Source organism: Streptomyces sp. NPDC058335, assembly GCF_042723915.1.
Taxonomy (GTDB): domain Bacteria; phylum Actinomycetota; class Actinomycetes; order Streptomycetales; family Streptomycetaceae; genus Streptomyces.
Map to the genome: position 1 here is coordinate 414210 of NZ_JBHXHX010000006.1, position 25752 is coordinate 439961.

Sequence of the window (25752 nt, forward strand, 5' to 3'; positions counted from 1 at the left end):
TCCCCTGCGAAGTCCTGGCTCACGGTGGCCTCGCTTACCTGACCCCGCTTACCTGACCCCGCTTACCTCGGCACTCGCTTACGAGGGCTGTCCCTGGGCGTGGGCGGAGTCGACCGCCTCGTCCTCCTGCGAGCGGCTGGACTCCAGGCCCGCCTTCATCCGGTCCACGCGCCGCACGACCGTCTCCGAGGCGCGGTCGCGCTCCTTGCGCAGCAGGACGAAGCTGATCGGAGCGGAGAGCACCAGCGACAGCAGGACGATCCACATGCCGTTGGAGTCGCCCAGGCCACGCGGGAAGACACCGAAGTGGACGAGTCCCCAGACGGCCGCGAGGCAGCCTACGAAGACACCGAGGCGCATCAGCGTGTAGCGGAGCATCTCAATCCGTTCTTCCGTCTCGTACGGTCCGAAGGTCCCGAAGGGTCCCAAAGGGGCACCGTCCAGTGAAGCACGCCCGGATCCGGATCTTGCAGCGGGGGCGGGGCGAGGCCTCAGGCCAGGGGCAGCAGCATCGTGATGTCGTCACGGTCGTCGCCCGGGGCCACCCTGATGGCGTCCGGCACCCGGCCGACCTCCTTGTATCCGCAGGACGCGTAGAAGCGTTCCAGGCCCAGGCCGCCTCGGCAGGTGAGCCGTATCGCGTCTATGCCGTCGAAGGTGCGGGCCGCGTCCGCGGCGGCGGTGAGCAGGTCGCGGCCGTAGCCCTTGCCCTGGTGGCGGGGGTGCACCATCACCGTGTACAGCCACAGCCAGTGGGTCATCAGGCGGTGCGTGTTGAAGGTGAGGAACGCGGTCGCGGCCACCTCGCCGGTCTCGTCCTGGCCTATGAGCAGGTGCGTGCGGCCCTCGGCCATCTGCACCAGGTGGCGGACCAGTTCCGGGCGGACGACCTCGCGGGTCACCGGCGGCACGAAGCCCACGGCTCCGCCCGCGTTGGAGACGTCCGTCCAGAGGTCCAGGATGCCGTCGCGCAGGTCGGGGGTGACGGCGGGGTCGAGTGAGAAGGTAAGGGACACGTGGGGATTGTAATCCTTACCCTAATGTCCTTTACGACAGGACCCGTGCCGCTACTTTCAGGTCTCCCACCAGGCCCTGGTAGGCGGTCTCGCGGTCGTCGGAGCGGAGTACCGAGGACGGGTGGACCGTGGGGACCAGACGTTCGGGGTGGCCGTGGATCTCCCTCTCCAGGACCGTCCCCCGTACCTCGGTGACCTTGAAGGAGGAGCCGAGCAGTGCCTTGCCCGCGGTGGCGCCCAGGATCACGATCAGCTCCGGCTCGACGACGGTCAGCTCGGCTGCCAGCCAGGGGGCGCAGGCGGTCATCTCACGGAGGGTGGGGGCCTTGTGGATCCGGCGCTTGCGGGGTTCTGACTGGGTGAACTTGAAGTGCTTGACCGCGTTCGTGACGTAGGCGTCGGCGGGGTCGAGACCGGCCTCCTCGAGCGCGCGGTCGAGGAGCTTGCCGGCCGGGCCCACGAAGGGTTTGCCCTGGCGGTCTTCCTGGTCGCCGGGTTGTTCTCCGACGAGCATGACCCTGGCGGTGGCCTTGCCGACGCCGAACACCGTCTGGGTGGCGTTCCTGTGCAGGGGGCAGCCCTGGCAGGCGGCGGCGGCTTCACGCAGCGCGAGGAGGGTGACGTTCCCTTCGGGGACGAAGGGGGCGGCGGTGTACTGGTCCTCGGGGGCGGGGGTCGTACGGGAGGTCACGGGCGCCGGGTACCCACGCGCGTGGGGGCTGAACGGTCTCGGATCCGGGCCGGTGGGGGCGGGTCGAGCCCACGCGGCGGAGCCGCAGATCGATACAGCCCCGCGCCCCTTGGGCGGGACCTCACAACCCGTGTTTCCGCGCAGCCCCGCCGGGCGGCGCATGACGTCGAGCGCCGGCGGCCGAGGGCCGGTCGCGCGCGGCGGAGCCGCAGATCGATACAGCCCCGCGCCCCTTGGGCGGGACCTCACAACCCGTGTTTCCGCGCAGCCCCGCCGGGCGGCGCACGACGTCGAGCGCAGGCGGCCGAGGGCCGGTCGCGCGCGGCGGAGCCGCAGATCGATAGAGCCCCGGGCCCCGGGTGGGACGGGCTAGCCCGTGTATCCAGGCAGGCCCCCGCCGGGCGGGGAATGGCCTCGGGGGCGGGCCCGGCCCTGCGGCGGAGCCGCAGATCGGTACAGTCCCCGCCCCTGGGTGGGTGGTGCCCAACCCTGTCTCGGGTCCGGTCCCCGTCCCTCAGGTGGGACGGGGGCCGTCCGGGTCAGAGCCTCATCGGCTGCGGGGACTCCCGGCGGGCCGGGTCCGGGGCGTCGTATTCGCGGATGATCTCGTAGCGGGTGTTGCGTTCCACCGGGCGGAAGCCCGCGTCTCGGATGAGGTCGAGGAGGTCTTCCCGGGTCAGCTTGTTGGGGGTGCCGTAGTTGTCGGCGTCGTGGGTGATCTTGTACTCGACGACCGAGCCGTCCATGTCGTCCGCGCCGTGCTGGAGGGCGAGCTGGGCGGTCTGGACGCCGTGCATGACCCAGAAGACCTTGACGTGCGGGACGTTGTCGAAGAGGAGGCGGGAGACCGCGAAGGTCTTGAGGGCCTCCGCGCCGGTCGCCATCTGGGTACGGGCCTGAAGGCGGTTACGGACCTTGCCGTCCTTCATGTCCACGAAGTCGTGCTGGTAGCGGAGCGGGATGAAGACCTGGAAGCCGCCGGTCTCGTCCTGGAGTTCGCGCAGCCGCAGGACGTGGTCCACGCGGTGGCGGGGCTCCTCGATGTGGCCGTACAGCATGGTGCTCGGGGTCTTCAGACCCTTCTCGTGCGCCAGCCGGTGGATCCGCGACCAGTCCTCCCAGTGCGTGCGGTGGTCCACGATGTGCTGGCGGACCTCCCAGTCGAAGATCTCCGCGCCGCCGCCGGTGAGCGACTCCAGGCCCGCGTCGATCAGCTCGTCGAGGATCTCCGACGCCGACAGACCCGAGATCGTCTCGAAGTGGTGGATCTCCGTTGCCGTAAAGGCTTTCAGAGACACGTGCGGCAGGGCGGCCTTCAGCTCGCGCAGGGAGCGCGGGTAGTAGCGCCACGGCAGGTTCGGGTGCAGGCCGTTCACGATGTGCAGCTCGGTGAGGTTCTCCGACTCCATCGCCTTGGCGAGCTTGACGGCCTCCTCGATGCGCATCGTGTACGCGTCCTTCTCCCCCGGCTTGCGCTGGAAGGAGCAGTACGCGCAGGAGGCCGTGCACACGTTCGTCATGTTGAGGTGGCGGTTGACGTTGAAGTGGACGACGTCGCCGTTCTTCCGCGTCCGCACCTCGTGCGCGAGTCCGCCCAGCCAGGCCAGGTCGTCCGACTCGTACAGCGCGATGCCGTCCTCACGGGTCAGCCGCTCACCGGCCCTGACCTTCTGCTCCAGCTCGCGCTTGAGCCCGACGTCCATGCCGCTACCTCTTCCGTTCGCCCTGGGACAGACTTCGTCAACCGTACGCCTCACCGATCAGACCTCTTCGGGAAGCTCCCCGACCCGGTTCTCCCACTTCGTGGAGAGCACGATGGTCGTACGGGTGCGGGACACGCCCTTCGTGCCGGACAGCCGGCGGATGATCTTCTCCAGTCCGTCGACGTCGTTCGCCCGGACCTTGAGCATGAACGAGTCGTCGCCGGCGATGAACCAGCAGTCCTCGATCTCGCTGAGGTCCTTCATCCGCGCGGCCACGTCCTCGTGATCGGCGGCGTCGGAGAGGGAGATGCCGATGAGGGCGGTGACGCCCAGGCCGAGCTGTGCGGCGTTCACCGTGGCCCGGTAGCCCGTGATGACGCCGGCCGCCTCCAGCCGGTTGATGCGGTCGGTGACGCTGGGTCCCGACAGGCCGACGAGGCGCCCCAGCTCCGCGTACGAGGCCCGGCCGTTCTCCCTCAGGGCCTGGATGAGCTGCCTGTCCACCGCGTCCATGCGATCGAGCCTTCCGACGAAGAGGTCTGAGAGTTACTGAAACTGGTGCTGGTTGTTACCGCCGTCGGCCGTCGGCCGTCCGCCGTCGCTCAGGCGGGGCGTGTGCCGCCGCCGAGTTCGCCCGTCCAGCGGCGGTAGAGGCCGTGCGTCACGCCCGCCGCGTCGAGGACCCGGCCGGCGACGAAGTCGACCAGGTCCTGGATGTGGGTGGCGCCCGCGTAGAAGGCCGGGGAGGCGGGTACGACGCTCGCGCCCGCGTCGTCCAGGGCGACGAGGTGCCGCAGGGTCTGCCCGCCCAGCGGGGTCTCCCGGACGGCGACGACGAGCGTGCGGCGCTCCTTGAGCGTCACGCTCGCCACCCGCTGGAGGAGATCCTTGGACAGCCCGAGCGCGACTCCTGCGACACAGGCCGTCGAAGCGGGCACGATCAGCATCCCCTTCGCGGGGTACGACCCCGACGACGGCCCCGCCGCCAGGTCACCGGCGGCCCAGTACCGCACGGCGTCCGTGTCCACGTCGACGTCGAAGGTGTCCGGCTTCCCGTCGGCACCCCGCGCGAGCCAGTCCCGCAAGTCGTCCCGCCAGTGCGCGTCCCGGAACGAGATCCCCGTCTCGTCGAGCAGCGTGAGCCGCGAGGCCCGGCTGACGACCAGGTCCACGCTCTCGCCCCCGGCGAGCAGCGCGCGCAGCACGGCGGCGGCATAGGGCGTACCGGACGCCCCGGACACCCCCACGATCCAAGGCACGCGCTGCGTTTCTCCTGCGTTCACACCTTGAGCGTACCGGCGAACGGGGAGGTGCTCCGGACCGGACTACACCGTGAGGCCGCGCACCAGCAGGTCGATGAGCGCGCACACGAAGAGGCTGATGCCGATGAAGCCGTTCGTGGAGAAGAACGCCCTGTTCAGGCGGGACAGGTCGTGCGGCCGGACGATGGTGTGCTCGTAGCCGAACGCGCCCGCGACGATCAGCAGGCCCAGCCAGAAGAAGGCACCCGCGTCCGTGGCGAGGGCGTACCAGACGAACAGGGCCGTGGTGACGGCGTGGCAGGCGCGGGCGCCCCAGATCGCGGCCGGGATGCCGAAGCGGGCCGGGACCGACATGACGCCGATCTCGCGGTCGGTGTCGACGTCCTGGCAGGCGTAGATCAGGTCGAAGCCGCCGATCCAGACACCGACGGCCACTCCCAGGACGACCGCGTCCCAGGACCACTCACCGGTGATCGCCAGCCAGCCGCCGATCGGGCCCATCGCCTGGGCGACTCCGAGGATGGCCTGCGGAAAGTTCGTGAAGCGTTTTCCGTAGGGGTAGACCACCATCGGGATCACGGCGACCGGGGCCAGGGCGAGGCAGAGCGGGTTGAGCAGGGCCGCCGAGCCGAGGAAGACCACCAGGGCGATGAGCGCGCCGGTCCAGGCGTGCTTCACCGACATGGCACCGGTGACGAGTTCACGGTGGGCGGTGCGCGGGTTCCGCGCGTCGATCTCGCGGTCGATGATCCGGTTGACCGCCATCGCGAAGGTGCGCAGTCCCACCATGCAGACGGTGACCAGCAGCAGCCGGCCCCAGTGGATGTTCTCGTCCAGCTCGAACATCGCGGTCAGCGCGGCGATGTAGGCGAAGGGCAGGGCGAAGACCGAGTGCTCGATCATCACCAGGCGCAGGAAGGCCTTCGTGCGTCCCGGCTGCTGCGGGAGAGCTGCGGATGCCGAACTCACAGTCCGTACTCCTTCCACCGGCGGTCGACCGTCGCCGCCGTCTCCGGGTCCGACAGGACCATCTCCGGCCAGCCGCCGTCGCGGGTGTAGCCCTCCTCGGGCCACTTCCTCGTCGCGTCGATGCCCGCCTTGCCACCCCAGAACTGCTGGTAGGAGGCGTGGTCGAGGTGGTCGACGGGGCCCTCGACGATCGACAGGTCACGGGCGTAGTCGGTGTTGCCCAGCGCCCGCCAGGCGACCTCGTGCAGGTCGTGGACGTCGCAGTCGGCGTCGACGACCACGATCAGCTTGGTCAGGGACATCATGTGGGCGCCCCACACCGCGTGCATGACCTTCTGCGCGTGCTTGGGGTACTTCTTGTCGATCGAGACGATCGCGCAGTTGTGGAAGCCGCCGGCCTCGGGCAGGTGGTAGTCCACGATGTCCGGGACGATGATCTTGAGGAGCGGGAGGAAGAACCGCTCCGTCGCGCGCCCCAGCGGGCCGTCCTCGGTCGGCGGGCGGCCCACCACGATCGACTGGAGCAGCGGACGCTTCCGCATCGTCACGCAGTCGATCGTCAGCGCCGGAAACGGTTCCTGCGGCGTGTAGAAACCGGTGTGGTCGCCGAACGGGCCCTCCGGGAGCATCTCGCCCGGCTCCAGCCAGCCCTCCAGCACGACCTCCGCCTGCGCCGGGACCTGGAGCGGGACCGTCTTGCAGTCGACCATCTCGATGCGCTTGCCCGCGAGGAAACCGGCGAAGAGGTACTCGTCGATGTCGCCGGGCAGCGGGGCGGTGGAGGCGTACGTGACGGCCGGCGGGCAGCCGAAGGCGATCGCGACCGGCAGCCGCTCGCCCCGGCGCGCCGCGACCTGGTAGTGGTTGCGGCTGTCCTTGTGGATCTGCCAGTGCATGCCGATCGTGCGCTTGTCGTGGCGCTGGAGGCGGTAGAGACCGAGGTTGCGGACCCCGTTCTCCGGGTCCCTGGTGTGGGTCAGGCCGAGGTTGAAGAACGACCCGCCGTCCTGTGGCCAGGTGAACAGCGCGGGCAGCCGGTCCAGGTCCACCTCGTCACCGCGCAGGACGACCTCCTGCACGGGACCGTCCTTCACCTTCTTCGGCGGGACGTGCGCCATCGCGCCCAGCTTGCCGAACGCCTCGCGGACCCCCACGAAACCGTGCGGCAGCTCCGGCTTCAGCAGCCCGCCGATCCGCTCCGAGATCTCCGCGTACGACTTCAGCCCGAGCGCCTTCAGCAGGCGGCGGTCGGTGCCGAACACGTTCATCGCGAGGGGCATCGCCGAGCCCTTCACGTTCTCGAAGAGGAGCGCGGGGCCGCCGGACTTCTGGACCCGGTCGACGATCTCCCCGACCTCCAGATACGGGTCGACCTCGGCCTTGATGCGCTTGAGGTCGCCCTCGCGCTCCAGTGACCTGAGCAGGGAGCGAAGATCGTCGTAAGCCATGCGGCCAAGTATCCCCGAGGGGCTACCCTGACCCCGTACCTGGGGCCCGTCCTCGTGGCCCCGCCGCCTTCTGCGCTGGAGAGACCCCATGCTGCGGGTACTGATGTTCCTGGTACCGCTGGCGCTGAGCGTCTACGCGTTCATCGACTGCATCAGCACGAAGGACGACGAGATCCGCCACATGCCCAAGCCGCTGTGGGCGATCCTCGTCCTGCTGTTCCCGCTCGTCGGTTCGATCTCCTGGCTCGTCGCGGGCAAGAAGCGCAGCCCCGCCGCCGAAGGCTGGTCGGGCGTCCGCGAGGGCCGCGCGCAGCAGCGGCAGTGGATCGCCCCGGACGACAACCCCGACTTCCTGAAGTCGCTCGACGACGACGAGAAGAACGACGGGAAGGGCAACGACGGGAAGGGCAAGGGGGACGAGAGCTGACGAGGGTCGGGGGCGCCCGCGCCCTCAGGCACCGTCCTGCCCGTCCGGGGCCCCCGGCTCCCCCGGCCTCCGCAGTTCTCCCAGCTCCGACGCCACGGCCTCCAGCCGGACCAGGTCCGTCTCGTCCATGACGGCCTCCAGCGACCGGCCGGAGTCGTGCGCCTCGCGCTCGATGCCGATCGCCGCCCAGCCGGTGAGGCCCACCACGAGGAGCCGCAGGCCGTCGGTGCCGTACCCGGCGAGCACGTCGTCGGCCGTGTTCAGTGCCTCCTGCGGGATCCGGTCCTCAGGACGGAGCCCACGACCCGGCGCAGCAGGTCCACGGTGATCTGGGCGTTGTCAGGGGTGATGGGCCCCAGCCGCCGGTCCTCTTCCGTGTCCACCGGTCCCCCTCCCGAAACGCCTGAGCAAACGCCCTCGGGACCGTACGCGATCGTCCCGCCACCCGGAGCGCGCCCGCGGAAACACCGCCCGTACGAGCGCCTGACGAGCGCCCGCTACCGTGGTGCCGATCACGATGAAGACACCCCGGAACGATGACACCGACGGGCGCGGCGGCCGCCTGCGCACCGTCGACCTGGCCCGCCTCGCCGGGCTGTCGACCCAGCAGATCCGCAACTACGAAGAGGCGGGCGTACTGCCCCCGGCCGGACGCACCGAGTCCGGCTACCGCACCTTCGGGGACGTGCACCGGCGGGCCCTGCTGACGTACCGGGCCCTGCTCGCCGGGTACGGCCCGGTGCAGGCGACGCGGATCATGCGGACCGTGCACGCCGGTGACATACCGGGCGCGCTCGCCCTCGTCGACGCCGCGCACGCCGCGCTGCACGAGGAACGGGCGGCGCTGCGGGCCACCGGTGAGGCCCTGGAGACCCTCGCCGAGGACACCCCGGACGCCCGCGAGCGGTCCGGCCTGCGCATCGGAGAGGTCGCCGCGCTGCTCGGCGTACGCCCGTCGGCGCTACGGGTGTGGGAGGCGGCCGCCCTCCTCGCCCCACCGCGCGAACATCCCACCGGCTACCGGGTCTACGGCCCCGCCGAGCTGCGGGACGCGCGGGTGATCCACAGCCTGCGCCGCAGCCACTACCTCCTGGACCAGATCCGCCCCGTGCTGGAGGACCTGCGCCGGGAGGGCGGCACCAAGTCCCTGCGCAAGGCACTGACGGCTCGGGCCGAGTCCCTGACGACCCGCAGCCAGGCCATGCTGGCGGCTGCGGGGGCGTTGTCGGCGTACCTCACCGAGGGGCTCGGCTCAGCGAAGGCGTGAGGACGCCAGGATCGACAGCAGGTGTGCCGGGACCATCACCCACGTGATGACGGCGATCGCGCCCAGCGCCCAGCGCGTCGGCTCCACCCCGCCGCTCATCGCGTCGGCCACCGCCACGACCAGCAGGACCAGCGAGGCCTCGATGCCGTTGGTGACCCGGTGGATCTTGAAGGCGGCCGCGAGCCGGCGTACCGAGGCGACCCCCTGGGACCGCGGCCGGGTCGCCTCGTCGTCGGCGACGGCCAGCCCCCGACGCGCGCGGGCGACGTCCACCAGGTCGGTGGAGGCCTTCAGCAGGACGACGCCGAGCGCGGTCGCGAGGCCGAGCGAGACCCAGCCGTTGAACCCCGCCCAGCCGCCGACGATCCCGGATTCGGCGGCCCGGAAGCCGAAGCCGATCATCAGCGCCGCGTCGGCCAGGTAGGCGCCGAGCCGGTCGACGTAGATGCCGGTCGCGCTGTTCTGACCCTTCCAGCGGGCGACTTCGCCGTCGACGCAGTCGAAGAGGAGGAACAGCTGCATGAGGAGGGCGGCCAGGACTGCGCCGGTCAGCCCCGGGATCAGCAGCGCGGCGCCGGACAGCACCCCGCACACCACCATCGTCCAGGTGAGCTGGTCGGGGGTGACCGGGGTGCGCACCAGCTGGCGGGTGAAGCGCAGCGAGAGGCGGCGCATGTAGAGGCGGCCGGCCCAGTGCTCGCCGTTGCGGCTCGCCAGCTTGGCCTGCGGCTGGCAGACCTCCCGCAGCTCCTCCAGAACGGGAGCAGCAACCATGATCTTTCCTTCCGCCGGGGGCTCAACTGCCGCGCCTGCGGCGGTGATCGGCACAGGTTACTTGACCCGCCGCTGGACATTTTCCGGGGGATTTTGACACGGTTGGGGACACCGGCCCAGAATCGAACATGTGGTCGATGACCTTCTGGGAGCCCTCGTGTCCCTCGCCTTCCACACGGCGCACAGCACGTTCTCCGAGCCCGGCGACCTCGCCCACCACTACACCGGACTGCCGAGCGAGCCCGCCCAACTCGCCCGCATCGCTCGGGACTTACTCGTCCACCGGCTGGAGGGCGGAATCTTCGGGCTCACCCACGCCACCGACCGCCTCCACAACGACGCCGAGACCCGCTACGTCGACGGCATCCTGCGGATCCTCGTCGCCCGCGACGACGCCCCGCTGACGCGGCGACGCGAGGTCGGCGACCGGTTCGTCGGTGTCTGCCGCGACTTCTCGCTGCTGCTCTGCTCGTTCCTGCGCCACACGGGCACCCCGGCCCGCATCCGGTCCGGCTTCGCCGACTACTTCGACGGCTCCGGGGGCTCGGAGGGCTCCGGGAGCTTCCATGGCGACCACGTCGTCACCGAGTACTGGGACGAGCGACGCGGCTGGCTGCTGGCCGACGCCCAGCTCGCCGATCCGTACGTCGCCGACCACTGGAAGGCGGACTTCGACCCGATGGACGTACCGCGCGACCGATTCCTGGTCGCGGGACGCGCCTGGCGGGCCATCCGCGAGGAGGGAGCCGACCCCCGGACGTTCGGGCTGCATCCGCCGGAGGACGGGCCGCTGTGGGGAGAGCGGTTCGTGGCGGGCAACATCCGGCTCGACCTCGCCGCCCTCAACAAGGTGGAGACCCTGCTGTGGGACCTCTGGGGCGAGGAGGCGAACGCCTGGACGGAGGACGCGACGGACGGCGACCCGCCCCCGATGACGGACACCGCCCGCAGGGTCTACGACCTGGCCACCCGGGTGACCGCCGACGACGTGGACCTCGACACGGCACGGCGGCTGTTCGCGGCGGAGGACGAACTGCGCACGCCGGAGACGGTGCTGTGCCTGGCCCCGTACAACGGCCCGAGCCGCGTCACGCTGCGCTGAACCGGTCGGCCTGCGCCGCGCCGGCCGAGGGCTGCCCGGGGCCGTCGGGAACGCCGTTTCCGCATGTTTCTCACGGTTTCCGGCCAGAGTGAGGGCATGGACGAGATGGATCGGGCGACGGCGCGCAACTGGCTCGGCACCGCTGTCGGGGAGGCCCGTGCCGGGCTCGGCGAGGGGGGTGTTCCGATCGGCGCCGCGCTCTACGGCCCCGACGGGACGCTCCTCGGCCGCGGGCACAATCGGCGTGTGCAGGACGGCGACCCCTCGATGCACGCGGAGACGGCGGCGTTCCGCGCGGCGGGGCGGCAGGGGACGTACCGCGGGACGACGATGGTGACGACGCTCTCGCCGTGCTGGTACTGCTCCGGGCTGGTCCGCCAGTTCGGCATCTCCCGGGTCGTGATCGGCGAGGCGGTCACCTTTCACGGCGGCCACGACTGGCTCGCCGAACACGGTGTGGAGATCGTGCTCCTGGACGACCCCGAGTGCGTCGCGATGATGCGCGACTTCATCGGGAAGAACCCGGCTCTGTGGAACGAGGACATCGGTGAGTGACGCCACCCCGGCACGCCGTATCCCGACCATCGACCTCGCGCCGGTGGCTCTCCGGCGAACCCGATGCCCGCGCCGCCACCGCCCGGACCGTCGACGACGCCCTGCGGACGGACGGGTTCCTGCTGGTCCCCGGGCACGGCATGGACTCCGGCCCGCGCGACCGCATCCGGGAGGCGGCGCGGGCGTTCTTCGTCCTCCCCACCGACGTCAAGCAGGCCTGTGCCGCGAAGGTCGGCGGGCGCGGCCGGCCGGGGCCGGGGGCGGAGGCCAACGGGTACTCGGAGGGGACGGAGACCTCGGGACGGCTGGATCCGCCTGACGTGCACGGCAACCCGTACGACAAGGCCGTACCGATCGTGGAGCCGACACCCGAGGGCGGCTCCCGCTTCGTGCGGATCGCGTGGCCGGGGGGGGAAGCCGCCGACGAAGGAGTGCCTGCCACGGCCTTACCGCTCCCGCTCCAGTCGCTGGATCAGGCGTTCGAATCTAGCCCGCCAGCGGGCCTCCGTCTCGCCCTCGCCCTGGAACTCGTGGGTGAAGCGGAGGGAGGTGCCGCCCTCGCGGTCGTGCTCCAGATGGAAGCGCATCCGGCCGCCGCCCTCCACCGCGTACTCGGCGACCCGCTCCACGTCCCAGGCGGTGACCTGGCCGGCCCCCAGACCGGGCAGGCCGATCACGCCGCCCAGCCGGGGTTCGAGGACGTCGACCGGGCCGTACCAGCCCGAGAGCCCCTCCGCGGTGGAGAGGACCGGCCAGACCGCGTCCAGGGGTCGCGGGAGCCGCACCAGGAAGTGCAGGATGTGCGTGTTCCCGTGGGTCTGGCTGGAGCCCTGTTCGATGGAACCGCTCATGACACCAGCGTGACCCCCGGGAACCGCTTTCGCGCTGTTACCGGGGGTTACGCCCTACACGCCGGCGTACGAGTGCTTGCCGGTGACGAAGATGTTGACGCCGTAGTAGTTGAACAGCCAGCAGCCGAAGGCGGCCAGGGCCAGGTAGGCGGCCTTGCGGCCCTTCCAGCCGGCGGTGGCGCGGGCGTGCAGGTAGCAGGCGTAGGCGACCCAGGTGATGAAGGACCAGGTCTCCTTGGGGTCCCAGCCCCAGTAGCGGCCCCAGGCGTCGCCCGCCCAGATCGCGCCCGCGATGATCGTGAACGTCCACAGCGGGAAGACGGCCGCGTTGACGCGGTAGGCGAACTTGTCGAGGGTCGACGCGGCGGGCAGCCGGTCGAGGACCGAGTTGGCGAACTTCCCGGGCCTGCCGCCGCTCACCAGCTTGTTCTCGTAGGAGTCCTTGAAGAGGTACAGGATCGTGGAGACCGCACCGACGTAGAACACCGCGCCGCAGAAGATCGCGGTGGAGACGTGGATGTACAGCCAGTAAGAGTGCAGGGCCGGGACCAACTGGTCGCTCGCCGTGTACAGCACGGTGACGGCGAGGCCGAGGTCGAGCAGGACCGAGGTGATGAGGAACAGTCCGAGCCAGCGCACGTTCTTCCTCAGGGCCAGCAGCGTGAGGTACACGCCGACGGCCACCGTGGAGAAGGTGATGTTGAACTCGTACATGTTGCCCCAGGGCGCCCGCTGCACCGAGAGCGCGCGGGTGAGCACCCCGCCGAACTCGATCGCGAAGGCGAGCACCGTGAGGGAGATGGCGATACGGCCGTAGAGGTCGCCCTGTTCGTCCCCGCCGTGCGCGCCCGGACCGTCGGGCACGTCGCGGGCACCGGCGGCGGACCGCACCACGACCTTCGGCCGCTCCAGGACGGCGGTGCCGCCGGCCTTCTGCACGGTGACGGCCGGGGCCGCCTTCTTGGCCGCGGCCTGGGCGGTGAGCGCGGCGGCGGTGCGCCCGACCTTGCTGCGGCCGCCGAAGGTCCATTCGGCGATGTAGGCGAAGAAGGCCAGGGTGTAGACGGCCATCGCGGAGTAGATCAGCGTGTTGCTGATGTTCGCGAGGTTCTCGTTGGTCGCGGCGGCGAGATTCACCGCGCCGGCGAGGTCGGTTGCGGCGGCGAGAGTCACTTCTCAGACCCTTCGGCAGGTACGGCTCGGGGATCGGGGGATTCGGGGGTGTCGGCGTCTTCGAGGGCTCCGGGGGCTCCGGGACCCCGGTCGTACAGGATCCCGGCCAGCTCGCCGAGTTCCTCGGGCACCTTCGCGGACTCGCTGCGGCCGAGCCCGGCCATCTCGACGACCGTCACGCCGTCGGCGCCCCGCACCGCGCGCACCCACACGCGGCGGCGCTGGATGAACAGGGACGCGGCCAGGCCGAAGATCGCGGCGATCGCGCCGCCCAGCGCCCAGCCGCTGCCCGGCTGCTGGGTGACCTGGAAGTTCGCCCACTCCTTGGTGCCCTCGTAGGTCACCGTGCCGGCGCCGTTCGGGAGGGTCATGGTCTCGCCGGGCTTGAGGTTCTCCCGCAGCTGGAGGTCCTTGGAGTCCTTGAACGCCTTCATGTTCCGCTTGTCGAGCTGGTAGACGCTCTGCGGGATGCCCGAGTCGACGCCGAGGTCGCCGTGGTAGGGCTCCAGGTTCAGCACCGGGTTCAGCAGCGCCGGGAAGGACGAGGCGACCTCGTTGCCCTCGGCATAGCTGGGCAGGAAGAAGGCCTGGAAAGCGAGCTGCTCCTTGGCGCCCTTGGCGTCGCGGTAGCCGTCGTACACCTTGATCACACCGGAGGAGGTGACGTTGGAGTCGAGCGGCAGCAGCGGTACGGCGTCGTGGAAGACGACGTTGCCCCTGCCGTCCTTGACGGTGACGACGGGTGCGTAACCGTGGGCGGTGAGGTAGACCTTCGAGTCGCCGATCTCCAGCGGGTGGTTGACCTTGACGGTGGTCTTCCTCTCCTTGCCGTAGGCGCCCTCGGAGTAGGTGATGGCGGCCTGGTAGGTGCGCGGAGTGCCCTTGTTGGGGCCGGAGACCTCGTAGGTGCCGGTGAAGTCCTTCAGGTTGAAGCTGAACGGCGCGAGATCGTCGGCGTCGAAGAGGGTGCCGGACTTGAAGTCGTCGTACTGGGTGAGGGTGTTGGAGAAACCGTCGCCCTCCAGCACCAGCTTGTTGCCCTCCATCTTGAACAGCTGGCCCCAGGCGAAGGCCGTCAGCATCACGATGAGCGCGATGTGGAAGGCCAGGTTGCCGACCTCGCGCAGATAGCCCTTCTCGGCGGCGACCGCGTCACCGGCCAGGTGTGCGCGGAAACGGCGTTTCTTCAGCAGGGCGAGCGCCGCCTCGCGCACCTGCTCCGGCTCTGCCCCCGTGCGCCAGGTCGTGTACGCGGGCAGCCGGGTCAGCCGCTTGGGCGCGCCCGGCGGACGACCGCGCAGCTGGCCCACGAACTGCCAGGTGCGGGGCACGATGCAGCCGATGAGGGAGACGAACAGCAGGATGTAGATGGCGGAGAACCACACCGAGCTGTAGACGTGGAAGAGGCCGAGTTTTTCGTAGACCGGCGCGAGGGTGGAGTGGGCCTTCTCGAACTCGGCGACCTTCGTGGCGTCGGTGCCGGTCTGCGGGATCAGCGAACCGGGGATCGCGCCGAGCGCCAGCAGCAGGAGCAGGAGCAGGGCGACCCGCATCGAGGTCAGCTGCCGCCAGAACCAGCGGGCCCAGCCGATGACGCCCATGGCGGGGACGCCGCCGAGCGACTCCGTGGGCGCGGTGGACAACTGTGAGCCGGCCACGCCGACGTCCAGGTCCTCCGGGGCGGCGGCGTCCGTGGGTTCGCCGGCGGTGGTCTTGCTCATCGATCAGATCCCCACAGTGAAGCTGTTGGACCAGGACTGAAGATCCTGCACCAGGTGGTCCCAGACGCCGGTCAGCAGAAGCACACCGGTCACGATCATCATCGAGCCGCCGATCCGCATCACCCAGACATAGTGCCGCTTGACCCAGGCGAAGGCGCCGAGCGCCTTGCGGAAGGCGACCGCGGCGAGCACGAAGGGCACACCGAGACCGAGGCAGTAGGCAACGGTGAGCAGGGCGCCGCGCCCCGCGCTGGCCTCGTTGTACGAGAGCGCGATCACGGAGGTCAGGGTCGGGCCGAGACAGGGCGTCCAGCCGATCCCGAACAGCGCGCCGAGCAGCGGTGCGCCCACCAGCCCGGTAACGGGCCGCTTGTGGAGACGGAACTCCCGCTGGGTGAACCAGGGCATCAGGCCCATGTAGAACACACCCATGAGGACCATGAGCACGCCCAGCACCCTGGACAGGACGGCCTTGTGATCCTGGAGGTTGTCCCCGAAGTAGCCGAACAGGGCCCCGCTGGAGACGAACACGGCGGTGAACCCGAGCACGAACAGGGAGGCACCCGCGACCATCCGGCCGCGCCGGGCCTCGGCCAGGTCACTGCCGGTGACACCGGTGACGTACGACAGGTAGCCGGGGACGAGCGGCAGGACGCACGGGGAGAAGAAGGAGACGAGGCCGCCGAGCAACGCGATCGGGACGGCGAGCAGCAGGGCGCCGCTCATCACCGTCTGGTTCGGGTCGGTCGCTGCGGCCAGCACGGTGACGGTGCTCACGTCACTTCTCCGCGAGGACCGGGTCGATCATCGCGCGCAGCTTCTCCTCGCTGAGCGCGGCCAGCGAGCGGGCCGCGATCTTGCCGTCCCGGTCGAGGACGAGCGTGGAGGGGATCGCCTGCGGGTTGAGCGTGCCCTTCTCGAAGCGGAGCATCAGCCGGCCGGTCGGGTCGTACAGGCTGGGGTAGGTGACGCCCTGCTCCTTCTCGAAGGCGCGGGCGTTGGAGGTACTGGTGTCGCGGGTGTTGATGCCGACGAACTGCACGCCCTTCGCCTTCAGGTCACTGGAGACCTTCTGAAAGTTGGGCGCCTCGGCACGGCAGGGTGCGCACCAGGAGCCCCACACGTTCAGGACGACGATCTTGCCCTTGTAGGAGGCGACGTCGAGCTGCTTGCCGTCGATGGTCTTGCCGGAGAGGTCGGGAGCGGCGGTGCGCTCGCCCTTCTCGACGGTCGAAATGCCGTTCTCGCCCATGACGAAGTTGGTGTCACCGCCCCCGCCGGAGGTGCCTCCGGAGGTGCACGCGGACAACAGCGTCGCCGCGGCGACGGCGACGGCGACAGACAGGGGGGTGCGGCTGGCGGCACTCATGTGAAAAGTTTCGCATGCCCGTTCTGGGGATCTTGCGCACCCCCCTTGCGGGGAGAAACCCGCATTTCAGGCAGTGTTTCCGGAGCCCGTCGCGGTACCGGCGGCGGTCTTCGGGGCCGCCGCGAGGAACTCCTTCCAGCCACCGGCCGGTTCCTGCCCCACGTCGAGCGTGCGCAGCTTGGCGAGGACCTCCGGCTTCTGTACGTCGATCCAGTCGACGAACTGCCGGAAGGAGACCATGCGCACGTCCGCGCCCTTCTCCTTCTCGCGCGCGATGTGCTTGAACGCCTCCTCCACGGCGTCCATGTAGATGCCGCCGTTCCACTGCTCGAAGTGGTTGCCCACGAAGAAGGGCGCACGGTTCGTCTCGAATGCCCGCCGGAATCCCTGTATGTACGCCTGGGCCGACTGCTGCCGCCAGCCCGGGTAGTTGTGGCTGGGCGCCTTCGTCGAGTTGATCGACTGGTTGGCGAGCATGTTGTAGTCCATCGACAGGACCTCGAAACCGCGTCCGGGAAACGGTATCTGCTGCAACGGCAGGTCCCACATGCCTTGCTTCTTGTCGGGCCAGACCTGGCGGCCGCCGGGCGAGGAGGCGTCGTAGCGCCAGCCGAGCGAGCGGGCGGTGGGCAGCAGCTCGTCCTGGCCGAGGAGGCAGGGCGTACGGCCGCCGACGAGTTCCTTGTCGTAGTCGAAGGGCAGCGCGGGCAGGTCGGTCCACCCGGTGTTGGTGCGCCACTCCTTCACGAACGACTTGGCCTGGTCGATCTCGGTGCGCCACTGGCTCCCGGTCCAGTTGCCGACGGACCCGGAACCGGCGCAGAAGTGCCCGTTGAAGTGGGTGCCGATCTCGTGGCCCTCGAGCCAGGCGCGGCGGACGTTGGTCAGCGTCGCCTTGACGTGGTCGTCGGTGAGGTAACCGATGTCTGAAGCGCCGCGGGGGTTGTTGGGCGGGTCGTAGAGCCGCTTCTTCGACTCGGGCAGGAGGTAGAGCCCGGAGAGGAAGAAGGTCATGGCCGCGCCGTGCTCCTTGGCGAGGTCCAGGAAACGCGGGAAGAGTCCGTTTCCTACCTCGCCCGCACCGTCCCACGAGAAGACGACGAACTGCGGCGGCTCCTGCCCCGGCTCCAGCGGCACGGGCTTCTCCGGCTGGTGCGGCTGCTTCCCGGTGAAGGAGGTGGAGCCGTCACCGATGGGCCGGACGGTGGCCGTCGGCTTCGGGGAGGCCGAACCGCCCTTGCCCGCCCCGCCGGAACCGCGGCCGGGCCTCGGGTCGTCGGACCCCGTGAAGGTGCCGCAGCCCGCGAGGCCGGCGGCTGCCGCGGCTCCCGCGCCCAGTCCGAGTGCTCCCCTGCGGGTGAGAGTGCGCATGGCATCCCCGTTCGTCGCGTGCTCTGTTGGTCACCCAGTCAGAGGACGCGTCGAACGGGGAGGTTCCGATCATTTGTACGTATTACGTAACAGGAGGCGGGAGGGGGCGATAGCAAGCGGTTACGGAAACGGGGCGAGGCCGACTCCGAGGCTCACGCCCCGAAGGGATCAGGGGCTCACGCCCCGAAGGCCTTGCCCTTCCCCTTCACCGGCTTGGCGCCGGCCAGCAGGTGCGGCGGGACCAGGTCGCGGGCGGGCTCGGAGTAGCCGACGGAGACGATCGTGTCGCCCCGGTACGTGAACGACGTCAGCGAGGCGAGCGTGCACTGCCGCTTGCGCGGGTCGTGCCACAGCCGGCGCCGCTCGACGTAGGACCGCACGATCCAGATCGGCAGCTGGTGGCTGACGAGCACCGCCTCGTGCCCGCGGGCCTTGTCCTTCGCCGCGTCCAGCGCGCCCATCATGCGCACCACCTGGTCGACGTACGCCTCGCCCCAGGACGGCTTGAACGGGTTGTAGACGTGCCGCCAGTTCCCTGGCCGGCGCAGTGCCCCGTCGCCGACGCCGAAGGTCTTGCCCTGGAACACGTTGCCGGCCTCGATGAGGCGCGCGTCGGTGGCGATGTCGAGCCCGTGCGCCTTGGCGATCGGGGTCGCCGTCTCCTGCGCCCGCTCCAGCGGGGAGGCGCAGACGTACGTCACGTCACGGGAGGCGAGGTGCTCGGCGACCCGGTCGGCCATCCGCCGGCCCAGGTCGGAGAGGTGGTAGCCGGCGAGACGGCCGTAGAGGATGCCGTCCGGGTTGGCGACCTCGCCGTGCCGCATCAGGTGGACGACGGTCAGATCGGTGGTGCCGGTGCTGTTGCCGGTGCTGTTGTCGGTGCTCACGCGCTGGCCTCCGCAGCCGCTCGGGCCGCCGCCGGAAGGGCGTCGGCGATGCGCTGGACGGCCCGTTCGTCGTGGGCCGTGGACACGAACCAGGACTCGTACGACGAGGGCGGCAGGTACACGCCGTTCGCCAGCAGCGAGTGGAAGAAGGCGGTGAAGCGGTACGACTCCTGCGCCTTGGCGTCCTCGTAGTTGCGGACGGGCCGGTCCGTGAAGAAGACGGAGAACATGTTGGAGGCGCTCTGCAGCGTGTGCGCGACGCCCTCCTTGGACAGCGCGTCCGACACCAGGGCCTGGATCTGCTCCGACACGGCGTTGATCTTCGCGTACGCGGCGTCGTCGAGGAGCCGGAGCTGGGCGAGACCGGCGGCGGTGGCGACCGGGTTCCCGGAGAGGGTGCCGGCCTGGTAGACGGGCCCGGCGGGCGCGAGGTGCGCCATCACGTCGGCACGGCCGCCGAACGCCGCGGCCGGGAAGCCGCCGCCCATGACCTTGCCGAAGGTCATCAGGTCGGGCTTGACCCCGTCGATCCCGAACCATCCGGCACGGCTGGTCCTGAACCCGGTCATGACCTCGTCGGAGATGTAGAGGGCGCCGTTGTTCTGGCAGGCGTCCTTGAGTCCCTGGTTGAAGCCGGGCAGCGGCGGTACGACACCCATGTTGCCCGGCGAGGCCTCGGTGATGACGCAGGCGATCTCACCGGGGTGCCGGTGGAAGGCCTCCTGCACGGCCTCGAGGTCGTTGTACGGCAGGACGATGGTGTCGCCGGCCTGGGCGCCCGTGACGCCGGGCGTGTCGGGCAGGGCGAAGGTGGCGACGCCGGACCCGGCCGCGGCGAGCAGCGAGTCGACGTGGCCGTGGTAGCAGCCGGCGAACTTGATCACCTTGGAACGCCGGGTGAACCCGCGGGCGAGCCGGATGGCGGACATCGTGGCCTCGGTTCCGCTGGACACCAGCCGGACCTGCTCGACGGGCTCGACCCGCGCGACGATCTCCTCGGCGAGCGTGACCTCGCCCTCACCGGGCGTCCCGAAGGACGTACCGCGCGAGACGGCGTCCTGGACGGCGGCGATCACCTCGGGGTGCGAGTGCCCGAGGATCATGGGGCCCCAGGAACAGACGAGGTCGACGTACTCCCGGCCGTCCGCGTCCGTCAGGTACGGGCCGGTGCCGGACACCATGAACCGGGGCGTGCCGCCGACGGCGCGGAAGGCGCGCACCGGGGAGTTCACGCCGCCCGGCGTGACGACGGCCGCACGGTCGAACAGTGCCTGTGAGGCAGGCGCTTCGTATGAATAGGGCAGTTCGCTCATGACCTGCGACTTCTCCGACTTCTCGGACTCCGGTTGCCAGTGACCTCCTCAGGGTAGGCCAGGGGCGCCCGAGGGCAGCGGGGCCTCTGCCGTGCCCGTGCCCCGCCCGTACCGTGCCCACCCGGTCCGGCGGGCCGGTCCCGGAAGCTTCGTCATCTGCGAAACTGAAACGGACTGAGCCTGATAGACGTAGCTCACACCGACAGCGAGTCGAGGGGCTGCGAAGATCCTGCGGACAGGTGTTTCAGCGTACGTTTCGGCGTGCGGCCGTGGGGGAGGTCACTGACACGATGATCGGGTTGCGCGGCGGGGTCCGCGCGTCCTAGAAAAGCAGTCGGGTGGAGATATGCATCGCGGTGGCGGACTGGGCGAGGGGACCGATGGCCTGGGTCCTCGACGTGCCCGGCGGGGAAAGCACCGGCGCGACGCGGAGGAAGCCAACGAAGCACGTCAGACACAGGGCGTCCCTGGTGCCCCTGGCGTACCGAGTGAGTCCGAGCGGCTCGACCGTACGGTCGACCGGCTCCGGGCGGGGAGCGGGAACGGTGGTCGGGTGGGGGTGACGTACAAGTACTTCGGCGCACCGGACGGCGCGACCGCGGCCCGAGTCCCGATCTCGATGCGCCCCGAGGAACTCGGCGGCGACGAGCTGGGCATGAACGGCATGTTCACCAAGATCAAGCCGGAGACGATGGCCGCAATGGTCCTCACCGGCATCGAGGGCGTCCCCCTGCACAAGGTGCCCCCACTGGAACTCGTCGTCCTCCACCCCGACTACGCCGTCGTGAAACTCCCCATGACGGTCGTCGACCCCCTCCGCGACATCGGCGAGGAAGCGGTCGGCGCGGCAGCCTTCATCTGGTCGACGGTCCCGGACCGGGGCGGCCCGCGGGACGCGTTCAACGTGTACCAGCTGCTGCACGAGTGGCAGGACTTCAGCCACCGGCTGCATGAGGCGGGGCATCAGCCTTATTGCCTGGTGTGGCCCTGAGCTGACGGATTTCTTCCCGGGGTGGACCGCTCGGCCCTGCGGGGCCTCTTGGTCGGTGGCGTCCAGTTCCAGGGGCTCGGAAGCGCGCATGGCCTCGGCCTCGGGCCACAGCCTGCGGCAGGTCGGGTACGAGCGGCGTACCTGGTACGGCTTGCGGGCGCGGGTGGTTGGGGGCTGTGCCGCCGTTGAACACCACGGTGACGACGAGGCCGGCGTGGTAGAGGTCGGCGGCCGTGGTCGCCACCCCCAGGTCGTGGCCGCCGAGGCCGATCGCCCGCAGAGCAGGGGCGCACCTCGTGGCCCGTCCGGTACGCCGGTACTGGCACTGGCAGTGGCACTCCCTGACTCGTCCCGCCGGGCTTGCGAGGCCGTGGCCGGTCCCCCGTCCCGGTCGCGGCCCCGCTGGTGCCGAGGTGGTCAGCAGCAGCGTTCCGTGGTGGTCGGGGTCGTGCAGCAGGTGCTGCCCCGCTGCTTGGCCAGGGTGTCGGCGTCGGACTTGACGACGTACACCTCCCAGGGTTCCTGGCCGGGCCCGTGGACCCACACCTTGTCCTGGACTGCGTAGCAGCAGGTGGTGTCGGTCTCCTCCGCCGTGGGCAGGCCGGCTTCGGTCAGGCGGGTGGTGGCGGTGCGGACGGCGTCGGTGCTGTCGACCTCCACGCCGAGGTGGTCCATGCGGGTCGCCTCGCCTGCCGTGCCCTCGATGAGGACGAGCTTGAGCGGGGGCTCGACGATGGCGAAGTTGGCGTAGCCGTCGCGGAGTTTGGCGGGTTGGGTGCCGAAGAGTTTCGTGTAGAAGGCGACGGATGCGGTGAGGTCGGGGACGCGGAGGGCTAGCTGTACGCGAGATGTCATGGCGAACCTCCTTGGGTGGGTGGCTGGTTCAGCAGCCGCCGGTGCTCGTGCCGGTGCCGGTGCCGATCTGGAGGGTGGTGGGGGTGGCGCAGCAGCCGCCGCCCGACTGTTCGGCGTTGCCCGGTTCGTCGAACAGGCCCGCGCCGCCGCAGACTCCGGTCTCCGGAAGGGTCAACTCGACTCGCTCGGCGGCCTCCTGGTCGCCCGCGAGTGCCGCGGCGATGGAGCGGACCTGCTCGTAGCCGGTCAGGGCGAGGAACGTGGGCGCGCGGCCGTAGGACTTCATGCCGGCCAGGTAGACGCCCTGTTCGGGGTGGGACAGCTCCTTCACGCCGTGCGGGTAGACCGTGCCGCAGGAGTGGAGGTTCGGGTCGATGAGCGGGGCGAGGGCGGTGGGGGCCTGGAGGCGTTCGTCCAGGCCGAGGCGGATCTCGGAGAGGAAGGAGAGGTCGGGGCGGAGCCCGGTCAGGACGATCACCTCGTCGACCGGGTCGAGGCGGCGGCCGTCGTCGGCGACGAGGACGAGCCGGTCGCCGTCCCGCTCGACGGCCTCCGTGCGGAAGCCGGTCGCGGCGGAGGCGTATCCGTCCTCGACGGCCGCCTTGGCGCGCAGGCCGAGGGCGCCGCGGGCGGGCAGTTCGTCCGCCGCGCCACCGCCGTAGGTGCCGGCCCCGATGCCGCGGCGCAGGATCCACACCGCGTGCGTGCCGGCCTCCTCCTTCGCCAGGTCGGCCAGGTGGGCGAGGGCGGTGAACGCGGAGGCGCCGGAGCCGACGACCGCGGTGCGCCTGCCCGCGTGACGGGCGCGTACGGCCGGGTCGGCGAGGTTCGGGACGCGGTACGAGATGTGGGCGGCCGCCGACTTCTCGCCCAGGGCGGGGAGACCGTCGGCGCCCATCGGGCCGGGGGTCGACCAGGTGCCGGAGGCGTCGATGACCGCGCGGGCGGTGACCCGCTCCTCGTGGCCGTCGGCGGTGCGGAGATGCACGGTGAACGGCTGCTCCTCGCGGCCGGAGTCGACGATGCGGTCCCGGCCCGCGCGGGCCACACCGGTGACCGTCGCGCCGTAGCGGACCCGGTCGCCGAGGACGTCGGCGAGCGGCTGGAGGTAGCGCTCGGCCCAGTCGCCGCCCGTGGGGTAGGCGGCGCTCTCGGGGCGCACCCATCCGGTCGGGGCGAGCAGCTTCTCGGCGGCCGGGTCGGTGACCTCCGCCCAGGTCGAGAACAGGCGCACGTGCGCCCAACCCCGCACGGCCGTGGCGGCGGACGGGCCGGCCTCCAGGACCAGCGGTTCCAGACCGCGCTCGACGAGGCGGGCGGCTGCGGCCAGGCCGATCGGGCCTGCTCCGACGACCACTGCGGGCAGGTGGCCGATGTTGGACGCGCTCACGACGGTTCCCCTTTGTTTCGACATCTGTCGATCTCCTTGCTCCGCCAGGATCCCACCTGCATCGACGGGCGTCAACATAGACAGTTATCGAATCCGCGACTTCACGCAGCTTGCTCGACCTCTTGCCCGAACTACTTCGACGTGTGTCAACATAGATGCATGTCGAACGTCAAGGCACTGCCCCTGCTGGAGCGCGAGCCGGCCCCGGAGTCCGTGGTGCCCTGCTGCCCGCCGCTGACCGAACGGCCACTGACGGCCGAGGAGGCCGAGCGGACCGCCGGGATGTTCAAGGCCCTCGGCGACCCCGTCCGGCTGCGTCTGTTCTCGCTGGTCGCCTCGCACGAGGGCGGCGAGGCGTGCGTCTGCGACATCTCCGACGTCGGCGTCTCCCAGCCGACGGTCTCCCACCACCTGAAGAAGCTGCGCGAGGCCGGACTGCTCACCTCCGAGCGGCGCGGCACGTGGGTGTACTACCGGGTGGAGCCGTCCGTGGTGGCCGCGATGGGGCAGATGCTGAAGATCGCCGGCTGATCACCGGCTGATCACCGGCTGATCGCCGGCTGATCACCGGCTGATCACCGGCATCATCCGCACGGGACAGCCGACAGACCTCCGCTCAGGATCAGCGGACGAGATCGGCGACCGCCCGCGCCGCGTCCCTCGCCGGCCGGCCCACGCCGATCAGGGTGGCCGAGGCCGGTCCCGTCCAGTCGCCGTAGCCGAGCAGGTGCAGACGCGGCTCGGCCACGGACCGCGTCCCCTCCAAGGCGTCCATGGCGATACGGCCCCGTCGGCCGCGCAGGCCCAGGGGCGCCAGGTGCGAGAGCGCCGGGCGGAAACCGGTGCACCAGACGACCGCGTCCGCGTCGGCACGGGTGCCGTCGGCCCACACCACCCCGCCACGGTCGAGGCGTACGAACATGGGCGCCGCCTTGAGCAGGCCGGCGTCGCGGGCCTGGCGCACGGGCGGTACGGCGACGATGTCGCCGAGCGATGCGACGCCGCCGGTGTCGGTGCGGCCCTCGTCGAGGGCACGCCGGCGGGCGGTGGCCGCGTCGAAGAGGGCACGCCCGTCGATGTCGTCGGCGAGGAAGCGCGGCGGGCGCCGGGTGGCCCAGGTCAGCTCCGTGCCGTACGCCAGGTCGGCGGCGATCTGAGCGCCGGAGTTGCCACCACCGACCACGACGACCCGCAGACCCGCGAGGTCGCGCGGGCTGCCGTACCCGACGGTGTGCAGCTGCCGTCCGCGGAAATCCGCCCGGCCGGGAACGGCGGGCAGGAACGGGCGCCACCAGGTGCCCGTGGCGCTGATGACGGCCTGGGCACGCCAGTCGCCGGAGCCGGTCTCGACGCGGAGGAAGCGGCCGTCGCGGTGGACGCCGGTGACGTGTACGGGGCGGTGCACGGGAAGGCCGTACCGGCGCTCGTAGTCGGTGAGGTAGGCGGCCACATGGCCCGCGTCCGGGTGGACCGCCCCCACCTGCGCGGGCATGGGACGGCCGGGCAGCGAGGAGTAGGCGGCCGGGGAGAACAGGCTGAGCGAGCCCCAGGCGTGCCGCCACGCGCCGCCGGGCCGGTCCTGCGCGTCGAGGACGGCGAAGTCGACGCCGAGGCGGCGCAGGTGGTAGCCGGCGGCGAGCCCGGCCTGGCCCCCGCCGATCACCACCACCTGCGTGGTACGGCTCATTCGGCCGGACTTCCGCGCATGGCTTCGCGCTCGACTTCGCGCACCACTCCACGCTCGGCTCCACGCTCGAATCCGCGCCCGGCTCCACGCATGAAGACGAGCGCGACCAGCGCCAGACCGACCACGGCGCCGACGAGTTGCATGCCGATGAAGGCCGGGACCGAGCCCGGCGCGATGCCCGCGAAGGTGTCGGTGAAGGCGCGGCCGATGGTGACCGCCGGGTTGGCGAAGGACGTGGAGGAGGTGAACCAGTACGCGGCGCCGATGTACGAGGCGACCGCGACGGGGGCGAAGCGGAGGCGGTCGGTGCGGGCCAGGCCGAAGATCAGCAGGATCAGCCCGGCCGTCGCCACGACCTCGCCGAGGAGGAGGTTTCCGGCCGAGCGGTCATGCGTGGACCACTTCACCAGCGGTTCGCCGAACATCGCGTCCGCCAGGATGGCGCCCGCGACGGCGCCGACGATCTGGGCGGGGATGTACGCCGCCGCCTCCCGGAGCGTGACTCCGGCGCCGTCGCGTCGGGCGGTCCACCACTCGGCGAGCGTGACGACCGGGTTGAAGTGCGCGCCGGAGACCGGGCCGAGGAGCAGGATCAGGACGCCGAGGCCGAAGACGGTGGCCGTGGAGTTGGACAGTAGCTGGAGCCCGACGTCCCTGGTCAGGTCGGTGGCCTGGATGCCGGAGCCGACCACGACCGCGACGAGCGCCGCGGTGCCGATCAGTTCGGCCGCGGCCCTGGCGATCAGCGGAGGAGCCTGAGCCTGGGGCGGGGTGGCACCGGCCGTGGAGGACTCCCCGACTCCGGCGGGCTCGGTGGGCCCTGTGGCTTCAGTGGCCTCGGTGGCCTCGGTGGCCTCGGTGGCGGTCAACGGGACTCCTCGGTGCGTACGTCGTACGTCGTACGGAAGGCGGCATGCGGCATGCGGCATG

Annotated in this window: 29 protein-coding genes and 2 pseudogenes; 7 read left to right on the plus strand and 24 right to left on the minus strand. The window is 70.8% G+C overall.

Annotated features, from left to right (window positions below; genetic code table 11):
• Positions 1–78: 78 nt before the first annotated feature.
• From ACFWJX_RS14490 to ACFWJX_RS14525, 8 genes are all read right to left on the minus strand, one after another.
• Positions 79–378 (minus strand): DUF4229 domain-containing protein, encoded by a 300-nt coding sequence (locus ACFWJX_RS14490; protein WP_383241716.1) that lies wholly within the window; start codon positions 376–378, stop codon positions 79–81.
• Between the two features lie 113 nt (positions 379–491).
• Positions 492–1016, minus strand: a complete 525-nt coding sequence (locus tag ACFWJX_RS14495) for a GNAT family N-acetyltransferase (RefSeq protein ID WP_383241719.1) — start codon at positions 1014–1016, stop codon at positions 492–494.
• 31 nt (positions 1017–1047) lie between these two features.
• A complete protein-coding gene (locus tag ACFWJX_RS14500) occupies positions 1048–1707 on the minus strand; it encodes a UdgX family uracil-DNA binding protein (RefSeq protein WP_383241722.1) in 660 nt (219 codons plus the stop codon).
• A 539-nt stretch (positions 1708–2246) separates the two neighbouring features.
• Positions 2247–3410 carry an aminofutalosine synthase MqnE gene (mqnE, locus tag ACFWJX_RS14505; protein WP_086771193.1) on the minus strand — a complete coding sequence of 388 codons (1164 nt, stop codon included), beginning with the start codon at positions 3408–3410 and terminating at the stop codon, positions 2247–2249.
• A gap of 57 nt (positions 3411–3467) precedes the next feature.
• Positions 3468–3923, minus strand: a complete 456-nt coding sequence (locus tag ACFWJX_RS14510; protein ID WP_086771194.1) for an Lrp/AsnC family transcriptional regulator — start codon at positions 3921–3923, stop codon at positions 3468–3470.
• A gap of 89 nt (positions 3924–4012) precedes the next feature.
• Complete coding sequence (locus ACFWJX_RS14515) at positions 4013–4669, minus strand: UbiX family flavin prenyltransferase (RefSeq protein ID WP_383241915.1); 657 nt, start codon at positions 4667–4669, stop codon at positions 4013–4015.
• A gap of 66 nt (positions 4670–4735) precedes the next feature.
• Positions 4736–5641 carry a menaquinone biosynthesis prenyltransferase MqnP gene (gene mqnP / locus ACFWJX_RS14520; RefSeq protein WP_383241725.1) on the minus strand — a complete coding sequence of 302 codons (906 nt, stop codon included), beginning with the start codon at positions 5639–5641 and terminating at the stop codon, positions 4736–4738.
• Positions 5638–7089, minus strand: coding sequence for a menaquinone biosynthesis decarboxylase (locus tag ACFWJX_RS14525; RefSeq protein ID WP_383241728.1), 1452 nt, complete (start codon positions 7087–7089; stop codon positions 5638–5640). The genes mqnP and ACFWJX_RS14525 overlap by 4 nt, the downstream gene beginning before the upstream one ends.
• 88 nt (positions 7090–7177) lie before the next feature.
• On the opposite strand from ACFWJX_RS14525, the gene ACFWJX_RS14530 reads away from it, so the two are divergent.
• Complete coding sequence (locus tag ACFWJX_RS14530; RefSeq protein ID WP_383241731.1) at positions 7178–7516, plus strand: PLD nuclease N-terminal domain-containing protein; 339 nt, start codon at positions 7178–7180, stop codon at positions 7514–7516.
• A 24-nt stretch (positions 7517–7540) separates the two neighbouring features.
• On the opposite strand, the gene ACFWJX_RS14535 is transcribed toward ACFWJX_RS14530, so the two are convergent.
• On the minus strand, positions 7541–7762 hold the full coding sequence (locus tag ACFWJX_RS14535; RefSeq protein WP_383241734.1) for a hypothetical protein: 222 nt from the start codon (positions 7760–7762) through the stop codon (positions 7541–7543).
• Positions 7763–7776: 14 nt separating this feature from the next.
• A complete protein-coding gene (locus tag ACFWJX_RS14540) occupies positions 7777–7899 on the minus strand; it encodes a hypothetical protein (protein ID WP_383241736.1) in 123 nt (40 codons plus the stop codon).
• Between the two features lie 134 nt (positions 7900–8033).
• Between ACFWJX_RS14540 and ACFWJX_RS14545 the strand changes: the two genes are divergently transcribed.
• The gene (locus ACFWJX_RS14545) at positions 8034–8783 is read left to right on the plus strand and encodes a MerR family transcriptional regulator (RefSeq protein WP_383241739.1); all 750 of its coding nucleotides are present in this window, start codon (positions 8034–8036) and stop codon (positions 8781–8783) included.
• Here the strand turns inward: ACFWJX_RS14545 and ACFWJX_RS14550 are convergent.
• A complete protein-coding gene (locus ACFWJX_RS14550) occupies positions 8769–9557 on the minus strand; it encodes a CDP-alcohol phosphatidyltransferase family protein (protein ID WP_383241742.1) in 789 nt (262 codons plus the stop codon). The genes ACFWJX_RS14545 and ACFWJX_RS14550 overlap by 15 nt on opposite strands.
• 130 nt (positions 9558–9687) lie before the next feature.
• Here ACFWJX_RS14550 and ACFWJX_RS14555 point away from each other — a divergent pair, with 130 nt between their 5' ends.
• The 3 genes and pseudogenes from ACFWJX_RS14555 to ACFWJX_RS14565 all read left to right on the plus strand — a co-directional run.
• Positions 9688–10659: a transglutaminase-like domain-containing protein gene (locus ACFWJX_RS14555; protein WP_383241745.1), complete on the plus strand. Its 972-nt coding sequence runs from the start codon at positions 9688–9690 to the stop codon at positions 10657–10659.
• Between the two features lie 96 nt (positions 10660–10755).
• Positions 10756–11214 (plus strand): nucleoside deaminase, encoded by a 459-nt coding sequence (locus ACFWJX_RS14560; RefSeq protein ID WP_383241748.1) that lies wholly within the window; start codon positions 10756–10758, stop codon positions 11212–11214.
• Positions 11207–11537: pseudogene (locus ACFWJX_RS14565) on the plus strand (2-oxoglutarate and iron-dependent oxygenase domain-containing protein); the annotation flags it as partial. The gene ACFWJX_RS14560 and the pseudogene ACFWJX_RS14565, both read left to right, overlap by 8 nt.
• A gap of 123 nt (positions 11538–11660) precedes the next feature.
• On the opposite strand, the gene ACFWJX_RS14570 reads toward ACFWJX_RS14565, so the two are convergent.
• From ACFWJX_RS14570 to hemL, 8 genes are all read right to left on the minus strand, one after another.
• Complete coding sequence (locus ACFWJX_RS14570) at positions 11661–12065, minus strand: hypothetical protein (RefSeq protein ID WP_383241751.1); 405 nt, start codon at positions 12063–12065, stop codon at positions 11661–11663.
• 54 nt (positions 12066–12119) lie between these two features.
• Entirely contained in the window at positions 12120–13202 is a 1083-nt protein-coding gene (ccsB, locus tag ACFWJX_RS14575; protein WP_383241917.1) for a c-type cytochrome biogenesis protein CcsB, read from the minus strand.
• Positions 13203–13234: 32 nt separating this feature from the next.
• On the minus strand, positions 13235–14959 hold the full coding sequence (locus ACFWJX_RS14580) for a cytochrome c biogenesis protein ResB (protein WP_383241754.1): 1725 nt from the start codon (positions 14957–14959) through the stop codon (positions 13235–13237).
• Between the two features lie 3 nt (positions 14960–14962).
• On the minus strand, positions 14963–15736 hold the full coding sequence (locus ACFWJX_RS14585; protein ID WP_383241757.1) for a cytochrome c biogenesis CcdA family protein: 774 nt from the start codon (positions 15734–15736) through the stop codon (positions 14963–14965).
• Position 15737: 1 nt separating this feature from the next.
• Complete coding sequence (locus ACFWJX_RS14590) at positions 15738–16328, minus strand: TlpA family protein disulfide reductase (protein ID WP_383241760.1); 591 nt, start codon at positions 16326–16328, stop codon at positions 15738–15740.
• A gap of 66 nt (positions 16329–16394) precedes the next feature.
• Positions 16395–17699 (minus strand): hypothetical protein, encoded by a 1305-nt coding sequence (locus tag ACFWJX_RS14595; protein ID WP_383241762.1) that lies wholly within the window; start codon positions 17697–17699, stop codon positions 16395–16397.
• Between the two features lie 176 nt (positions 17700–17875).
• Positions 17876–18523 (minus strand): histidine phosphatase family protein, encoded by a 648-nt coding sequence (locus ACFWJX_RS14600; RefSeq protein WP_383241920.1) that lies wholly within the window; start codon positions 18521–18523, stop codon positions 17876–17878.
• A 59-nt stretch (positions 18524–18582) separates the two neighbouring features.
• Positions 18583–19899 carry a glutamate-1-semialdehyde 2,1-aminomutase gene (gene hemL, locus ACFWJX_RS14605; RefSeq protein WP_383241765.1) on the minus strand — a complete coding sequence of 439 codons (1317 nt, stop codon included), beginning with the start codon at positions 19897–19899 and terminating at the stop codon, positions 18583–18585.
• A gap of 346 nt (positions 19900–20245) precedes the next feature.
• On the opposite strand from hemL, the gene ACFWJX_RS14610 reads away from it, so the two are divergent.
• The gene (locus tag ACFWJX_RS14610) at positions 20246–20890 is read left to right on the plus strand and encodes a hypothetical protein (protein WP_383241768.1); all 645 of its coding nucleotides are present in this window, start codon (positions 20246–20248) and stop codon (positions 20888–20890) included.
• A 60-nt stretch (positions 20891–20950) separates the two neighbouring features.
• On the opposite strand, the pseudogene ACFWJX_RS14615 reads toward ACFWJX_RS14610, so the two are convergent.
• The 3 genes and pseudogenes from ACFWJX_RS14615 to ACFWJX_RS14625 all read right to left on the minus strand — a co-directional run.
• Positions 20951–21222: pseudogene (locus ACFWJX_RS14615) on the minus strand (hypothetical protein); the annotation flags it as partial.
• Positions 21223–21307: 85 nt separating this feature from the next.
• Positions 21308–21745, minus strand: coding sequence for an ArsI/CadI family heavy metal resistance metalloenzyme (locus tag ACFWJX_RS14620; RefSeq protein WP_383241771.1), 438 nt, complete (start codon positions 21743–21745; stop codon positions 21308–21310).
• Between the two features lie 28 nt (positions 21746–21773).
• Positions 21774–23135 carry an NAD(P)-binding domain-containing protein gene (locus tag ACFWJX_RS14625; protein ID WP_383241774.1) on the minus strand — a complete coding sequence of 454 codons (1362 nt, stop codon included), beginning with the start codon at positions 23133–23135 and terminating at the stop codon, positions 21774–21776.
• A 159-nt stretch (positions 23136–23294) separates the two neighbouring features.
• Here ACFWJX_RS14625 and ACFWJX_RS14630 point away from each other — a divergent pair, with 159 nt between their 5' ends.
• Entirely contained in the window at positions 23295–23666 is a 372-nt protein-coding gene (locus ACFWJX_RS14630; RefSeq protein WP_383241777.1) for an ArsR/SmtB family transcription factor, read from the plus strand.
• A gap of 91 nt (positions 23667–23757) precedes the next feature.
• Here the strand turns inward: ACFWJX_RS14630 and ACFWJX_RS14635 are convergent, their stop codons facing one another.
• A complete protein-coding gene (locus ACFWJX_RS14635) occupies positions 23758–24822 on the minus strand; it encodes an ArsO family NAD(P)H-dependent flavin-containing monooxygenase (protein WP_383241780.1) in 1065 nt (354 codons plus the stop codon).
• Positions 24819–25691 (minus strand): aquaporin, encoded by an 873-nt coding sequence (locus ACFWJX_RS14640; RefSeq protein WP_383241783.1) that lies wholly within the window; start codon positions 25689–25691, stop codon positions 24819–24821. The genes ACFWJX_RS14635 and ACFWJX_RS14640 overlap by 4 nt, the downstream gene beginning before the upstream one ends.
• Positions 25692–25752: the final 61 nt, after the last annotated feature.

Coding starts and splice junctions, on each gene's coding strand:
- ACFWJX_RS14550 (WP_383241742.1), bottom strand. CDS start 9,557: ATGGTTGCTGCTCCCGTTCTGGAGGAGCTGCGGGAGGTCTGCCAGCCG.
- ACFWJX_RS14490 (WP_383241716.1), bottom strand. CDS start 378: ATGCTCCGCTACACGCTGATGCGCCTCGGTGTCTTCGTAGGCTGCCTC.
- ACFWJX_RS14620 (WP_383241771.1), bottom strand. CDS start 21,745: ATGACATCTCGCGTACAGCTAGCCCTCCGCGTCCCCGACCTCACCGCA.
- ACFWJX_RS14545 (WP_383241739.1), top strand. CDS start 8,034: ATGAAGACACCCCGGAACGATGACACCGACGGGCGCGGCGGCCGCCTG.
- ACFWJX_RS14510 (WP_086771194.1), bottom strand. CDS start 3,923: ATGGACGCGGTGGACAGGCAGCTCATCCAGGCCCTGAGGGAGAACGGC.
- hemL (WP_383241765.1), bottom strand. CDS start 19,899: ATGAGCGAACTGCCCTATTCATACGAAGCGCCTGCCTCACAGGCACTG.
- ACFWJX_RS14590 (WP_383241760.1), bottom strand. CDS start 16,328: ATGAGTGCCGCCAGCCGCACCCCCCTGTCTGTCGCCGTCGCCGTCGCC.
- ACFWJX_RS14530 (WP_383241731.1), top strand. CDS start 7,178: ATGCTGCGGGTACTGATGTTCCTGGTACCGCTGGCGCTGAGCGTCTAC.
- ACFWJX_RS14600 (WP_383241920.1), bottom strand. CDS start 18,523: ATGCGGCACGGCGAGGTCGCCAACCCGGACGGCATCCTCTACGGCCGT.
- ACFWJX_RS14610 (WP_383241768.1), top strand. CDS start 20,246: ATGCATCGCGGTGGCGGACTGGGCGAGGGGACCGATGGCCTGGGTCCT.
- ACFWJX_RS14560 (WP_383241748.1), top strand. CDS start 10,756: ATGGACGAGATGGATCGGGCGACGGCGCGCAACTGGCTCGGCACCGCT.
- ACFWJX_RS14580 (WP_383241754.1), bottom strand. CDS start 14,959: ATGAGCAAGACCACCGCCGGCGAACCCACGGACGCCGCCGCCCCGGAG.
- mqnE (WP_086771193.1), bottom strand. CDS start 3,410: ATGGACGTCGGGCTCAAGCGCGAGCTGGAGCAGAAGGTCAGGGCCGGT.
- ACFWJX_RS14570 (WP_383241751.1), bottom strand. CDS start 12,065: ATGAGCGGTTCCATCGAACAGGGCTCCAGCCAGACCCACGGGAACACG.
- ACFWJX_RS14635 (WP_383241780.1), bottom strand. CDS start 24,822: ATGAGCCGTACCACGCAGGTGGTGGTGATCGGCGGGGGCCAGGCCGGG.
- ACFWJX_RS14630 (WP_383241777.1), top strand. CDS start 23,295: ATGTCGAACGTCAAGGCACTGCCCCTGCTGGAGCGCGAGCCGGCCCCG.
- ACFWJX_RS14525 (WP_383241728.1), bottom strand. CDS start 7,089: ATGGCTTACGACGATCTTCGCTCCCTGCTCAGGTCACTGGAGCGCGAG.
- ACFWJX_RS14595 (WP_383241762.1), bottom strand. CDS start 17,699: ATGCGCACTCTCACCCGCAGGGGAGCACTCGGACTGGGCGCGGGAGCC.